Annotated in this window: 14 protein-coding genes and 1 tRNA gene; 8 read left to right on the top strand and 7 right to left on the bottom strand. The window is 68.1% G+C overall.

Annotation, left to right across the window (positions count from 1 at the left end):
• Nucleotides 1-165: 165 nt before the first annotated feature.
• Nucleotides 166-1443 carry a M16 family metallopeptidase gene (locus tag ACIPJI_RS29045; protein ID WP_402249734.1) on the bottom strand — a complete coding sequence of 426 codons (1278 nt, stop codon included), beginning with the start codon at nt 1441-1443 and terminating at the stop codon, nt 166-168.
• A 138-nt stretch (nt 1444-1581) separates the two neighbouring features.
• Nucleotides 1582-2895 (bottom strand): M16 family metallopeptidase, encoded by a 1314-nt coding sequence (locus ACIPJI_RS29040; protein WP_402249733.1) that lies wholly within the window; start codon nt 2893-2895, stop codon nt 1582-1584.
• 193 nt (nt 2896-3088) lie between these two features.
• Here ACIPJI_RS29040 and lxmK point away from each other — a divergent pair, with 193 nt between their 5' ends.
• The 5 genes from lxmK (at nt 3089) to ACIPJI_RS29015 (ending at nt 6327) form a co-directional block, all read left to right on the top strand.
• A complete protein-coding gene (lxmK, locus tag ACIPJI_RS29035) occupies nt 3089-4222 on the top strand; it encodes a class V lanthionine synthetase subunit LxmK (protein ID WP_356623453.1) in 1134 nt (377 codons plus the stop codon).
• Nucleotides 4219-5199: a T3SS effector HopA1 family protein gene (locus ACIPJI_RS29030; protein WP_356623455.1), complete on the top strand. Its 981-nt coding sequence runs from the start codon at nt 4219-4221 to the stop codon at nt 5197-5199. Before lxmK ends, ACIPJI_RS29030 begins: the two co-directional genes overlap by 4 nt.
• 18 nt (nt 5200-5217) lie before the next feature.
• Nucleotides 5218-5553 (top strand): transposase, encoded by a 336-nt coding sequence (locus tag ACIPJI_RS29025; RefSeq protein WP_402249731.1) that lies wholly within the window; start codon nt 5218-5220, stop codon nt 5551-5553.
• A gap of 280 nt (nt 5554-5833) precedes the next feature.
• The gene (locus tag ACIPJI_RS29020; protein WP_189473172.1) at nt 5834-6025 is read left to right on the top strand and encodes an LxmA leader domain family RiPP; all 192 of its coding nucleotides are present in this window, start codon (nt 5834-5836) and stop codon (nt 6023-6025) included.
• A gap of 101 nt (nt 6026-6126) precedes the next feature.
• Entirely contained in the window at nt 6127-6327 is a 201-nt protein-coding gene (locus ACIPJI_RS29015) for an LxmA leader domain family RiPP (RefSeq protein ID WP_189473171.1), read from the top strand.
• A 74-nt stretch (nt 6328-6401) separates the two neighbouring features.
• On the opposite strand, the gene ACIPJI_RS29010 is transcribed toward ACIPJI_RS29015, so the two are convergent.
• The 3 genes from ACIPJI_RS29010 to ACIPJI_RS29000 all read right to left on the bottom strand — a co-directional run bounded on the left by ACIPJI_RS29010 (nt 6402) and on the right by ACIPJI_RS29000 (nt 7701).
• Nucleotides 6402-6698: a transcriptional regulator gene (locus ACIPJI_RS29010; protein WP_356623469.1), complete on the bottom strand. Its 297-nt coding sequence runs from the start codon at nt 6696-6698 to the stop codon at nt 6402-6404.
• A gap of 53 nt (nt 6699-6751) precedes the next feature.
• Nucleotides 6752-7216: a hypothetical protein gene (locus ACIPJI_RS29005; RefSeq protein ID WP_356623459.1), complete on the bottom strand. Its 465-nt coding sequence runs from the start codon at nt 7214-7216 to the stop codon at nt 6752-6754.
• A gap of 164 nt (nt 7217-7380) precedes the next feature.
• The gene (locus ACIPJI_RS29000; protein ID WP_356623460.1) at nt 7381-7701 is read right to left on the bottom strand and encodes a hypothetical protein; all 321 of its coding nucleotides are present in this window, start codon (nt 7699-7701) and stop codon (nt 7381-7383) included.
• Nucleotides 7702-8000: 299 nt separating this feature from the next.
• Here ACIPJI_RS29000 and ACIPJI_RS28995 point away from each other — a divergent pair, with 299 nt between their 5' ends.
• Nucleotides 8001-9773: an ABC transporter ATP-binding protein gene (locus ACIPJI_RS28995; RefSeq protein ID WP_402249819.1), complete on the top strand. Its 1773-nt coding sequence runs from the start codon at nt 8001-8003 to the stop codon at nt 9771-9773.
• A 146-nt stretch (nt 9774-9919) separates the two neighbouring features.
• Here the strand turns inward: ACIPJI_RS28995 and ACIPJI_RS28990 are convergent.
• Nucleotides 9920-9992: transfer RNA gene (locus tag ACIPJI_RS28990), tRNA-Ala, on the bottom strand.
• A gap of 188 nt (nt 9993-10180) precedes the next feature.
• On the opposite strand from ACIPJI_RS28990, the gene ACIPJI_RS28985 reads away from it, so the two are divergent.
• On the top strand, nt 10181-10729 hold the full coding sequence (locus ACIPJI_RS28985; RefSeq protein WP_307707377.1) for a DNA-binding protein: 549 nt from the start codon (nt 10181-10183) through the stop codon (nt 10727-10729).
• Nucleotides 10730-10778: 49 nt separating this feature from the next.
• Nucleotides 10779-12104, top strand: a complete 1326-nt coding sequence (locus ACIPJI_RS28980; protein WP_402249728.1) for a serine/threonine-protein kinase — start codon at nt 10779-10781, stop codon at nt 12102-12104.
• 38 nt (nt 12105-12142) lie between these two features.
• Here ACIPJI_RS28980 and ACIPJI_RS28975 read toward each other — a convergent pair whose 3' ends face one another.
• Nucleotides 12143-13552, bottom strand: coding sequence for a hypothetical protein (locus ACIPJI_RS28975; RefSeq protein WP_402249726.1), 1410 nt, complete (start codon nt 13550-13552; stop codon nt 12143-12145).
• Nucleotides 13553-13729: the final 177 nt, after the last annotated feature.

The raw sequence follows: 13729 nt of genomic DNA, 5'->3' as shown, positions 1-13729 counted from the left end.
TGGTCAGATCTCTCAAGTGAACACATTTGGTCGCGCACGGAATGCCCGCCAACACCAAGATCATATAACTGGCGCATTCCGCGGGGCAACAAAATTGCGCCTTACTTGAGATTTCCCAATACGAACTTTCCGGACGCTTCCACTCCGACGCGGCGTGCCGGAGGATCAGCCGGCGGCGGACGCGGAGACATCGACTCCGCCCACGGCGTGCAGCCCGTCGGCCAGCTCGGCCGCATCGCCGACGACGACCCCACTGAACGCATCAGGATCAAAGAACTCCCTTACGTTGTCGGCCACTTGAGCACGAGTGACGCTCCGCAGCAGCTCCGGAAACGTGGTGACCCGATCCGGTTCGTGCCCCAGGCTCACGGCCGTCACGACACTGGTGGCGAACCCCGCCTGGGACGACAGGGCGAGCATCGCCATACCGATGGTGTACTCGCGGGCCGCGCCGATCTCCGCCTCCGAAGGCGGATCGTCGACCAGGCGCTCCAGCTCTGCACGGATTTCTCCGTAGGCCTGGGCCGTGGCCTCCGTGGCGGTGTCCGCCTCGATACTCACAACCAATTTGTCCAGATGATCCTGGAAGCCGACATCGGCACGATAAGCCAGTCCCTTGCGCTCACGGAGATTTTTGACCAGCCGTGAGGAGAAGTAGCCGCCGAATACCAGACTGGCAAGGCTCAGGGCCGGAAAACGGTCGTCGGTCCGCGCCACCACAGGGCGGACGAGCCTGATCTGCGACTGAACCGCGTCGGCCCGGGGCACGAGCGCGACACGCCCACCGCGCACCGGCGGGAGCGCCGTCGGTGCCGTCACCGTCCCGATGCCGCCCCAGTTCCGGGTCGCGGTGGCCACCCGGTCGACAGCCCGCCCCGGATCCAGGTCTCCCACCAGCACGAGGACGGTTCCCCGGGGACGCACCAGGGCCTTGTGCAGCTCCCGTACGGACGCGCCGGTGACCGCTTCCACGGGCGCCGGGAAGGGAACCTCCTGAAGTCCGGGGACCTCTCCGTAGCAGTGCGCGAACAGAGCCTCCTGCGCGATCACCTGCGGCTGCGCCCGGATCATGGAGATCTGCCGCACCATCCGGTGCCGTATCTGGCGGATCTCCTCCTCTTCCGGGGACCCGTGCGTGAGCGCGTCGGCCAGGACGTCCACCAGCGTGTCCAGCGCGTGCCCGGGCGCGGACCCGGAGATGTGCAGCCACCGGGACGACCGATCAGCGGCCAGGGTGACGCCGTGACGGGACATCGCGGCCTCCATGCCCTCCCGTGAAGGACGCCCTTCACGGAACAGGGTGGCGGCCAGGACTTCGGCCGTGGCCGCGTGCTCGAACGTGGCGCCGGCGAAGGGCACCGACATCCGCATCTCGACCATCGGGATGGACGGCCGCCGGGCGGCGATCACCCGCAGCCCGTTGGGCAGAACGACGTCGGTCATCGGTGGCAAGGCCTGGCGTCTGCGGACATCGAGGGCCGGCAGCGCCCGGGGCCCGGCGGCGGTGCGGCCGATCTCCTCAGCGCTGCGACGGACAGGTTCTCCCAGGGGAGCGCGGACCAAAGGCGTGTCGATCATGGATCAGCTTCCTGACAGGCTCGGGCGAGGTACCGGTGACGGAGCGGGACGAAGACTGAGCACGGCACGGGAGTACGGCCGCAGCGACTTGGCGGCCAGGGCGATGTCTTCCGCTGTCACGGCGGCGAGGCGGCCGGGCAGCTCGTCCACGAGCTCGGCTTTGCCGAAGAGCACCTCCTGCGCCCCGAGGGCACGCGTCCGCGCCAGCAGCATGTCGTGCTTGCGGTGCATGCCCACGCTGCTCAAAGCCGTGGCCCGCACCAGCTCCTCCTCAAGAGGGCCCCGTGCCGCCAAGTCCTCGAGCTCGCTGTCCAGCACGTCCAGCAGCCGGTCGGTCGAGGTCTCCTGCGGATGCGTCGCGACGCACAGGAACGTCTCGGGATCCCGGGCGTCCAGAGCGCCGAACAGGCCGCAGCCGGTGCTCACATCGGTGACCAGCGGGGAGGCACCGTGGATCAACCGCCGCTTGAGCCTGGACGACTCGCCCGAACCGGTGAGAACCACGCAGAGCACCATGTGCGCCAGATAGGCATCAAGGTCGGCGAGGGGGTCCGGCATGCGGTAGCCGATCGCGGTGGCCGGCATCGGCGCGTGGGGGTCGAGGTGCTCCTTCCTGAGCTCCTGATCCGGCGCCGGTTCGCTCAGGTCCACCGCCGGGGGAAGGTGTCGCGCCGGAACATCCTGGAAGTGCCGGAGAACCAGATCGACCGCTCGACCGGGGTCGATGTCGCCCGCGATCGTCAATACCGCGTTTCCCGGCGCGTAGTGGGCATCGAAGAACGCGGCACACTCGTCCACCGTTGCACGCCCGAGGTCGGTGAAATCACCGTACCCGTTGTGCGCATTGGGATAGGTCTGGAACAACAGGCCCGGCAGAACGGTCCACGGGAAGCCGCCATAGGGCTTGTTCAGCACATTGAGCCGGATCTCCTCCTTGACCACGTTCACCTGTGTCCGCAGGTTTTCCGCCGTCAGCTTCGGCGCGCGCATCCGATCGGCTTCCAGGAACAGAACTCGCTCCAGCGCAGCTGACGGAACGACTTGATAGAAGTCCGTGTAGTCCTGATGTGTCGATCCGTTGGCGGTTCCGCCGGCTGCCTGCACATGGCCGAAATGTTCCATCCGGTCCACGCTCTCGCTGCCCTGAAACATCAAATGCTCGAAGAGGTGAGCGAATCCGGTCCGCTGCTGGGGTTCGGATCGAAAGCCGACGTCGTAGTGAACACTGACGCCGACGGCCGGAACACCTGATATCGGATAGAGAACTACCCGCAGACCATTGGGCAGCGTGAAGCGTTGCAGGATCGGAGTGGGCATACCGGGTACCTTATGGGACCCGGACGCCCGCCAGAAGACCACACAAAACCCGTTACTTTGGCCCCGCAGAGCCGCGCCGTACCGGTACTGACACCCACCGCCCCCGAAGCGCCAGTCCCTCCCCAACACAACAACGGGGAATAGTGAGCCATTCGTTGTCGGGCTGCCGGGGCAATCCATACGCTCCGTGATCGTGATTACAGATCAAGTATCGAAGCCGCCGTTGACCCAGGCCCGCTTCGACCCGGTCCAGTTGGAAAAGGCACCCGAAGTCGAGCAGTTCCTCGGCCGGCTGGGTCTGGGCAGTTTCGACGCGGACACCGTCGTCGCCCACATCGGTCGCAACGACAACTGGGCCGGTACGACGAGCACCGGCGCCAAGGTCTTCGTCAAGCGCGTCGGCGGCGAACCCAACGACGTACTGCGGCGGTTCCACCGCATCATGGCCTTCGAGAAGATCGCGTCACGCTTCAGCGGAACAGAACTCCAGGGCCCCGAACTGCTCGGATCCGACGAGGAGCACCGCCTGGTCGCCTTCACCCGGATCGAGGATGCGCGTTCGGGGTCGGAACTGTCCGCCGATGACGCGTTCGACGACGACCTGTGCTGCCGGGCCGGCCGCATCCTGGGAATCCTGCACACGCTGCCGCTCGAGCCCGGAACGCTGGACAGCACGCCCCACCAGACACCGTCGATGGACGATTTCGACGCCCTGTCGCTGCCGGTCTTCATCCACTCGGCCTTCGCCGAAGTCGAGTCCTGGGCCCTCCTCCAGCCGGACCGGGAGTTGATCGCCTCCCTGCACGAGCTGCGTCGCCGCGAAGCGGCCGCGCCCCTGGTGCCCGCACACTGCGACATCCGCCTCGACCAGTACCTTGTCGCGGGTGACGACCTCTACCTGACCGACTGGGAGGAATTCCGCTTCGGCGACGCCGCCCGCGACGTCGGCGGATTCGTCGGCGAATGGCTGTACCGGGCGATCCAGGGCATCCCCAAGTCCATCAGTGAGGATCCCGGACACAGCTTCGGCCGCGACGCGTCACACGAGGACATCCTCGCCCACGGGGCCCGCGAGATCGACCGTCTTCGCCCGCGGATCAAAGCGTTCTGGGACGGCTACCGCGAGGCGCGGCCCACAGCCGAGGACGGCTTCACCACCCGGGTCGCGGCTTTCGCCGGATGGCACATGATCGACCGCATGCTCGCCGGCGCCAAGTTCGGAACCCGGCTGACAGCCGGTGACCGCGCGGCCGCGGGCATCGGACGCACCGTACTGCTGGCACCGCAGAACTTCACCTCCGTACTCGGTCTGGAAGGCACCTCATGACGACCGCCGTTGGGCTCATTGCTCCCGAGATCTCCGAGGCACTGGAAGAGATCGAGGTCGCCGAAGGGGGCCTGACCGCCGTCGTCGGGCACGAAGAACTGGACGCCAAGACCCCCGGCGACCTCGCCAAGAAACTCGGCGGCCTCTTCTACCAGAATCTGCACGCCGGGATGAAGGACCAAGGCGACAGCACCCGGCAACGGAGCCTTCGCGACGACGACTTCGACCAGCGGCTCTTCGCCGCGATGCCCCATCGGACCACGCGGGTCCAGGCGACCGTGCTCAGCGACGTCCCTGAGGCGGACAGCGTGATCGTCCGGCTTGACGGCCTGCGGGTACGCATACCCCGCGACCGCATCGGTGACCGCCTGCCGGGCCCGGACTCCGATCTCGTCACCCTCCTGATCCCGGCGCCGCGCCCCGCCCTTTCGACCGGCTTCTTCCTGACCGACGCCTCCCGGGGACGTGTCACGGGATCCCAGATGCTGCGCCTCTACATCCACCTGACCGACGCGGAGTCGGCCCCGGACGTCTGGGGGACAGTGCTGTCGCGGATGGAGGAGCTGGAGCTCCGCTACCGGGCCAAGGTCACCTCGTCCCTGAAACACTTCCCACGCCGCGACGCCCTGGTGGTCTATCTCGGCCCGGATGCCTGGCATGCGGCGGGCGACATCGCCGCGTCCGTCCAAGGCCTGTCCGGTCTGGGCACCACCACCTCCCCCTTCGTCCGCCGGTTGGCCGACGGTGTCGGTACCGCCTGGGAGCCGGACGACCCACGACCGGGCAAGGGGGCGCTGAGCTTCGGCGAGCACCGTTGCCAGGTACTCGCCGAGGCCCTGGTGGGACACGCGGTGCGGGCCGACGGCGTATCGCGCGAGGCCGTCGTCGCCGAGGCGTTCCTCAACGCCGGGACGGACCCGCTGATGCCGGCCAGGAACCTGGACTCTCCGGTGCTGCCGGGAATCGGCCTGGCATGACCATCGGTCCGTGAACGGATGGAAGAGAGCACGTACGACCCGTCCCGGGCACTCTCCGTCGACGACAGGATGAACATCGTCCTGAGCGTCATCTCGGGCCGGGAATCGGTTGCCGAGGCAGCCGGACGGCACATGAACATCTCGGAGCGGTCCGTCGAGGACTGGCGTGAAGCGTTCATCGAAGGCGGCCTGCGCGGACTTCAGGGAGCCGGCGCACACCGTCCGCCCCCGCGTGAGATCCGGCTCGTGGCCGAGGTGACGGAGCTCAAGTCCGCCCTGGGAGAGATCTGTCTCGAACTGCATGTGTGGCAGGCGATACGAAAATACTGGCGCCGGATCCCTGATACGGGCTGACCGACCTCCGAGCACCACTGGCAAGCAGCCCCCACCTTTCTCGGTGGGGGCTGCTCTGCTTTTTCACCCCGACCGTCTCTGCATATACCGGGTTCACAGCTTTGGCGTATCCGATCAGTGAGCCAATTCCTGTGGTCTGAGGGAAGAGATTGCAGGTCGCGAGGGTGGTCGCCCCCAATCGCCGATAACTTTTGCGTAGCGCTCAGGGCGATACCTGCGATCGAATAGAGACAGAGCAGGAAAGACCCCCGCTCTGAAGATCACTCGACGAAGGATCAGCATGAACACCGCAGAGCAGCTTCTCGCCGGCTACACCGCCTACACCAACGCCGAGGACTTCGGCGCGAGCGCGGACAACCAGTCCCCGGCCGCGACGCCCACCATCACCACCGTTTCTTCCCCCGAGTGCATCTACTTCTCTCTCGGCGCCTCTGCGGGCAGCATCGCCAGCACCAAGGCCTGGGGCTGCTGATCAGCAACCGCTGATCGATCGGTGGACGTCCGCCTGAAAAAGGCGGAAACAGGGGCAGGAAAGATCCGCCCTTTCACATAGCATTCAGCAAAGGATTCTCGATGAACACCGCAGAGCAGCTCCTCACCGGCTACACCGCCTACACCAACGCCGAGGAGTTCGGCGCCGGCGTCTCGGCCGATGCCCCGGCCATCACCCCGACGGTCCTCAGCTTCATCGGTGGCTCCAGCGGCGGCTGCGGCGCGGCTGTCAGCGCCATCAGCGGTGCCGGCGTCTCCGCCACGGCGAACTGGGGCTGCTGAACCAGTTGCGTCCGTAGGTCGCAAACCACCGCTGGGCGCCTGCACCCCGGGCACCCAGCGGTGTTTTCTGTTCCCTAGCTCTTCTCCTGCTGTCCTTCGCCCGGGGCCGGTCCGTCGGCCCCTGCCCTGCGGGATGCTTCCGCGAGGGTCTCGAGCGCGGCAAGGTGCGCCGAGAGCGCCTTCCTGCCGTTCAAGGTGAGTGCCACCCAGGTCCGTGGCCGCTTACCGATGTAACCCTTCCGCACCGTCACGTAGCCGGCCTTTTCCAGCGCCGCGACCGTCTTGCTCATCACAGAGTCCGTGACCCCGCAGTAATCCCGTACCGCGCCGAACTCGGCCTCTGCGCAGCCGGAGAGAAACGCGGCCACCATGAGCCGCGTGGGATGGTGGATCTCCTTGTCCAGGCCGGGAAGGTCCGCTCGGTTCACGACGACTCCAGAGCGCGTGCGCGCCGGCGGCCGGCCCCCACCCAGGACGCCGCGCCGGCGGCCACACCGAATCCGATGAACCAGCCGGCCGTGCCGTAGGGAATCGCCGCCAGGAGGCCCACGACGAACGGAACGGCGGGCGAGCCCCAGGACCGCCATGAGGCCCCCCGCTGCCGGTCGAACCAAGGAGCGACACCGGAGCTGCGCATCGTGATCCAGGTCACCGCGAGGAAACCGGCCAGGCAGAGCGTGGCGGCCGCGAGGAACCAGTCCTGCCACTGCGACCACATGCGGGCCGCACCGAACCCGCTGAGTCCTGCGGCGAGCAACAGACCGTGCGTGGCGGGGTACCAGCCAGGCACCGGTCGGGGACGCCGGGCCGCGGTCTCGGCGGCACGCGCACTCCGCAGTGCAGCTGCGGCGGACTCGGCGCTCGGCTGCATCGCTCCTGAGGTGTTCATTGATTCTCCGGCTTCCCGTGACGACGAGGGGCTTGCTGATTCCAGACTGGCATGGACTTTCCAAACTGGCAAGTACTTTCCATGAGCCGTCCGGGACGCATGAGAGCCCCTCGGGGACGGGTTCCGTCCCCGAGGGGCTCTCAGATGTGACTACCGGCAGGCGCTCACATGCCCTGAGCCAGCTTCGCTTCCCGTGCCAACTCGGTCGCCGCCGTCAGGCTCAGGCCCGGGAGTTCCTGCCGCAGGGCCCGTATGGCGGCCACCTCGTGATCGACGGGGTCGATGCCTTCACGCTCAAGAATCCCCCGGGCCCAGCGCAGCCGCGGTTCACCGGTCCGCCCCGCCAGGTCGTCCAGGATCCGCGCGGCACGCCGCAGTCCGGGGACCTCGTCACTCGGGGCGTCGGACAGCGCCTGGCGCACCGCGTCACGGGCGTCACCGAGGTCGCTGAGCGCAATCAGGTGCACTTCCTTTTTGTTGAACATACCCGGTCCTTCTCTCTCGCCGGCCTGCTGGAACAACCATCCTGAAAAATGCCGGATGGATGACGTCCCGGTCACGCTACAGGCAGCTTCCGGCGCCGATCACTCCAGCCGAAACAATCCGCCGCCGACGCCAACTTTGAGACGCCCGGGCCTGAGCCAATTGTTGTAGGCGAGGCCGCCTTTCCGCAGATCGGCGCCGGATGCCCAAGAATTGTTGTTACTTTTTCTCGCGCGCGTGTGATGGACTCGCGAAGAAATCCGTGAATCCCAGAAATTCGCACACAAGGTGGAGTACACGAATGCCAGTCGCCCGTAACAAATCCGCCCCGGGCTTGCGGTTGCGGGCTGTCCTCGCCGGCGGAGACCGCCTGCAACTTGGGATCGCAGCCCTGTTGGCACTGATTTCGACGGCCGCGACGTTGGCTGTGCCACTGATGGTCAGGGACCTGGTGGAAGCCCTTTCAGACAGCGGTGGACTGTTGTGGCCGGTTGTTCTGATGACCGCGCTCGCGGTCGTCGGCGCGCTCTCCGCGACCGTGTCCGGCTATCTGCTCGCCCGCACAGGCGAAAAGATGATTCTGAGACTGCGTTCACGGGTCATGGAACACACCATGCGGCTTCCGCTCCGCGAAGTCCGCACACAGGGACCGGGCAACCTCGTCGCGCGGGTCACCTCCGACGCGATGATGCTGCGATCCGTGATCGATGTCGGGGCGATACAGCTTCCGCTGTCGACCATCACCGTCGTGGCCACCTTGGTCGTCATGAGTCTGCTCGACTGGGTGCTCGTCCTGATCACCATAGGATCCTTCGCGCTGGCCGGCGCTGTCATCGGCCTGGTGATCATCCGCGTACGACGCAGCATCGTCGCCCAGCAAACAGCCCTTGGCGAACTGGCTCAACGCTTCACCGCCACACTCGCCGCGCTGCCGACCATCAAGGCCTACCGCGCCGAGGACCGCGCGACCGGCTCCCTGACCCAGGACGCGTCCGACCTGACGGAATCGACGCTGTTCAGCGCCCGGCTGCAATCACTCATCGGCCCCGTGATGGGACTCGGGCAGCAGATCGCCCTGGTCAGCATCATCCTCGGTGGCGGCGCCCGGATGGCCTCCGGCGACCTGTCCATGCCGGACTTCACGGCGTTCCTTCTCTACCTGCTCCAACTCGTCGCTCCGGTTGCGGTCGTGGCGTCCAGCATCAGCCAGCTGCAGGCGGGGCTCGCCGCACGCACACGCTTCGACGAACTGCTGTCACTTCCCCAGGAGGCCGAGGACACGGCCACCACCTGCCCGCTCCCGGACAAGGGCGCGCCCGGCGTCGAATTCCGCGACGTCGCCTTCGCCTACGACGACGAGCCCGTCCTGGGAAACCTGACCTTCTCCGCACCCCGCCGCGGGCTCACCGCGCTCGTCGGACACTCAGGAGCGGGCAAATCCACGGTTCTGGCGCTGATCGAACGATTCGTGCACCCCGACGCGGGCACGATCCGGGTCCTCGGGCACGACGTACACGACTGGCCGCTGTACGACCTCAGGCGGCGGGTCGCCTATGTCGACCAGAGTTTCACCCTGCTCGAGGGGACCGTGCGCGACAACCTTCTGCTGGGCAGCGACGCCGATCCCGGTGACGACGCACTCCTCGACGTGCTCCACTCCGTGGCGCTGCGCGACGAGGTGCTGCGACTCCCCGATGGGCTCGACACCGTCCTCGGCCGCGCCACCGACCTTTCGGGCGGGCAACGCCAGCGCCTTGCCCTGGCCCGCGTGCTGCTCACGGACGCTGACGTGGTCCTGCTGGACGAACCCACGTCACAGCTCGACAGCATCAACGAGCAGCGCCTGCGCGACCTGGTCACGCGGCTCGCCCTGGACCGCTCAGTGGTCGTCGTGGCGCACCGTCTGTCCACAGTCCAGCATGCCGATCATGTACTGGTCATGGAGTCCGGCCACGCCCTGGATGCCGGTACACACCAGGAGCTGCTTCTCCGCTGCCCGGAGTACCAGGCACTCGTCCGCAATCAGCAGTGGTCGGCGGACGAGCGCGATCTCCCGCAGGACGTGCCCGCCTAGAGGGTCTCCCCAAGGGAGACCGGGAGCGCGCAAACCTCTTGAGGACCGACGGCTCCCCGTACCGCGTGGACATGGACACGCCCACCGATGGCACGAAAATTGCCCCCTGCCCCGCGTCTCCGCGGGGCAGGGGGCAATTTTCAGTGTGGAGCCTAGGGGAGTCGAACCCCTGACATCTGCCATGCAAAGACAGCGCTCTACCAACTGAGCTAAGGCCCCGGAACGACGGAAGGGCCGTGGACAACCGTGCCCCGGCAACCGTCGTGCACAAGAGTACCGGGTCACCCCCGTGATCCTGCAAAAATATCGGGGTTCGGCCGGGACTCCCCGTCACCGACCACGCTCCGTAAGATGCAGCACAAGGTTCGCAGCAGCGAAGCCGCTTGGGGAAGCGATGGGGAGACGCAATGGACGCAGCGCAGCAGGAGACAACCGCAAGAGCCAGGGAACTGCAGCGCAGCTGGTACGGGGAGCCCCTCGGCGCTCTCTTCCGTCGTCTGATCGATGACCTGGGGCTCAACCAGGCGCGACTCGCCGGCGTCCTCGGGCTCTCGGCTCCGATGCTCTCCCAGCTGATGAGCGGCCAGCGGGCGAAGATCGGAAACCCGGCGGTGGTCCAACGTGTCCAGGCGCTGCAGGAATTGGCAGGACAGGTGGCCGACGGCAGTGTGAGTGCCGTGGAGGCGACCGCGCGGATGGACGAGATCAAGAAGTCGCAGGGCGGCTCGGTCCTCACCAGCACCAACTCGTCGACCAGCGGCTCGGGGGCGCCGACGGTCCGTCGCGTGGTGCGTGAGATCCAGTCCTTGCTGCGCTCCGTCGCAGCGGCGGGGGACATCATCGATGCGGCGGACTCGCTCGCCCCCACCCACCCGGAGCTGGCAGAGTTCCTCCGGGTGTACGGCGCCGGGCGCACTGCCGACGCGGTCTCGCACTTCGAGTCGCACCAGAGCTGAACGAGGCGGGCAGTCGCCTCCATGAGGAACGGGGAGCTGGCGCAGCACAATGGGTGAGGTCTTCGCTGGTCGGTACGAACTGATCGATCCGATCGGGCGCGGTGGTGTCGGCGCCGTCTGGCGCGCCTGGGACCACCGTCGTCGCCGCTACGTGGCGGCGAAGGTTCTCCAACAGAGCGATGCGCACACGCTGCTCCGCTTCGTGCGGGAGCAGGCGATGCGCATCGACCATCCCCATGTGCTCGCTCCGGCCAGCTGGGCCGCGGACGACGACAAGGTGCTGTTCACCATGGATTTGGTCAGCGGCGGTTCGCTGGCCCACGTCATCGGTGACTACGGCCCGCTGCCGCCGCGGTTCGTCTGCACCCTGCTCGACCAGCTGCTGTCCGGTCTTGCCGCGGTCCACGCGGAGGGTGTCGTGCACCGTGACATCAAGCCGGCCAACATCCTGATGGAGGCGACCGGAAAGGGACGGCCCCATCTTCGGGTCTCCGACTTCGGGATCTCGATGCGCAAGGGCGAGCCCCGGCTGACCGAGACCAACTATGTGGTGGGCACGCCGGGTTACTTCGCGCCGGAGCAGATGCTCGGCGCGGAGCCCGACTTCACGGCCGACCTGTTCGCGGTGGGGCTGGTCGGCCTCTATCTGTTGCAGGGCCGCAAACCCGACTCCCAGGCCCTGGTCGAGCACTACGCCGCACATGGCACACCGAGCGCTCCCCACGGCATTCCGGAGCCGCTCTGGCAGGTGCTGGCGGGCTTGCTCCAGCCCGATCCGCAGGCGCGGTTCCGTACCGCCACAGGCGCGCGCAAGGCCCTCACCGCTGCCGTTGACCTGCTTCCCGAACCGCCGCCGGGCGAGGAGCCCGTCGAGATCTTCGACCAACTCGGTCCGCTGCCCGCCGGTTTCGGCCCGGACGGGCCGCAGACGCCGCAGCAGGCAGCCGACCGGAGCACGGCCGTGCAGCCGCCTTCTCCCCCTTCGGAGACGGGCAGCTTCCATCTGGCGCCGCCACCACAGCAGCCGTCCCCGCTGCCGCACTCCGGCGGGCCGCACACGCCCCCGGCCTCTCCCGCCGGGGCCCGGCCCGCACCCGTCCCGCCCGCGGTCCCTGCTCCCACCGGTGCGGCTCCGGGCACCCCCGCCCATGTGCAGGCCGCCGATGCTGTCATCGCGCATGCCGCCTCCCCCCATCAGCCGCCGGCGACGTCGTACGGCGGGCCCTCTACCCGTACCTACACCGCTCACGGTCCGCAGGTTCCACCGGCAGGCACCGGAAAGCGACCGGGACCGCCCCCGAAGGTCGCGGTCCCGGTACTGCTCGTCGCTGTGCTGTGCTTCGCGGTGGGGATCTGGGCGCTGACCCAGGTCTGAGGCCGCGCCACGGCCCGGCCCGGTCCCCGGCCGGAAAGCTACTGCCCCGGCGGGGGCCCGTACTGCCCGTACCCGTAGCCCTGGGCGGGTCCGTGCCCCACTCCCTGAACGGGCCCCTGCGGGCCGCTCTGGCCCGGTACGGAGAAAGCGGCGGATGCCGCGTCCTCGGGCGTCCGGCGCCGTGCCAGCAGCGTCCAGACGCCGAGTCCGAGCACCAGCACGGTCCCCGCTCCGATCCCCGCGGCCGCGACAAGCATCATCGTGTCGCTCTTGGCCGCTTCCTGCGCGCTCGCACCGCTCTCCGCGGCCGCCTGGTCTTCTTCCGTGACGCGGAAGTCACCGGCCGGCCCGGCGTACGGGGGTGCCGCATCCGCGTCCCCCTCGACGTTCACGCGCAGCGTCAGCGGGACGGCGTTGCCGCCGTACGCCTCCTCGATCTCCGGGCTGAGCGTGACCGAGAGGTAGTACCAGCCGGCGAACCGCATGGCGCTGGTGGCGCTGTCGGAGTCGTAGCGGTTCTCGTACGCCACGGGAGGCAGCGGGTCCAGCGAGACCGACTTCTGCTTGCCGTCGTAGTACATGCCCGACTCGTCGTCGACGAAGCCCCTCGCCGGGTTGTGCAGGGCGAGCACCAGGGCGTTGCTGACGCTCTTCGTCGCGTCGCCGCTCGGGCTGTTGGCCAGGTCGGCGCCGGCGAAGATCTGCTGGCCCCAGTCGACCGGCACCCGGTAGAAGAGCGTCTCGCCAGGCTTGATGCTGTCCTGCCACTCGCCCTGCTTGAGGCTGGTGGAGTCGTGGAAGCTCGTGCCCCCGTGGCGCTTCTGCGGGCCGCCGGCCGGTGCCGCGGGCGAGGCTGAGGGCCAGACCTCGGGAGCCGCGGTGGGGCCGGCGGACTTCAGCGCCGGTTCGGAGACGAAGCGGAGTTCCACGTCCCACGGTTCGGATGTGGACGCGGCGTCCGAGTCCCGCTCCAGCAGCACGTAGTACGCCCCTGCCTCCTGGCAGCTGCTGCTGTCCTTCTCGATCCTGCGGCTCGCGTAGTCGGCCACCGGCCGGGCGTAGGCGGCCGACCCGAACCGTGCCTCGCCGTCGCTGCACTCGGTGCCCGAGCTGTCCTCGATGGACACCTCGAGCTGGTCCGCGTAGGTGACCTTGGTGCCCAGCCGGGGAACCGCGACCGCCGACACATAGGCGTTGGACCGGGCGTCCAGGTTGAGGCGGTAGTAGCGCTTCTCACCCGGCTTGATCGAGTCCTTGTACGTCGAACCGGCTGCCAGCTCCGGGCCGTTGATGTTGACGGGGGTGCCCTTCACCGGCTTGGCCTCGGCGTCGAAGACGTAGGGGCTCGGCCGGCCCGCCGCCCACGACTGCCCCGGCAGCGCCGCCACCGCGCACAACGCCGCCGCCCCGGCCAGCGCCACCCGGGCCCTGCCGCGCTGCCTCTTCACGCGCTTCTCCTCGTGGTCGATGAGTCCGCCGATAGCCGGACGGGTCTGTGGCCGCCGTGCTCCTCGCCGCACCAGGAACGACACCCCGGGCGGGGCCTGGACGCACAGCGCCCGGCACCACGCGACCGTGGCCGGACCATCCTGCCCCGGACTCCGCTCCGCTGTCTGCGCGCGCGG

The sequence above is a fragment of the Streptomyces sp. NPDC086835 genome (assembly GCF_044745705.1).
GTDB lineage: Bacteria > Actinomycetota > Actinomycetes > Streptomycetales > Streptomycetaceae > Streptomyces.
The sequence above is the reverse complement of the archived record's forward strand: the minus strand, read 5'-3'. Positions and strand labels throughout refer to the sequence as shown.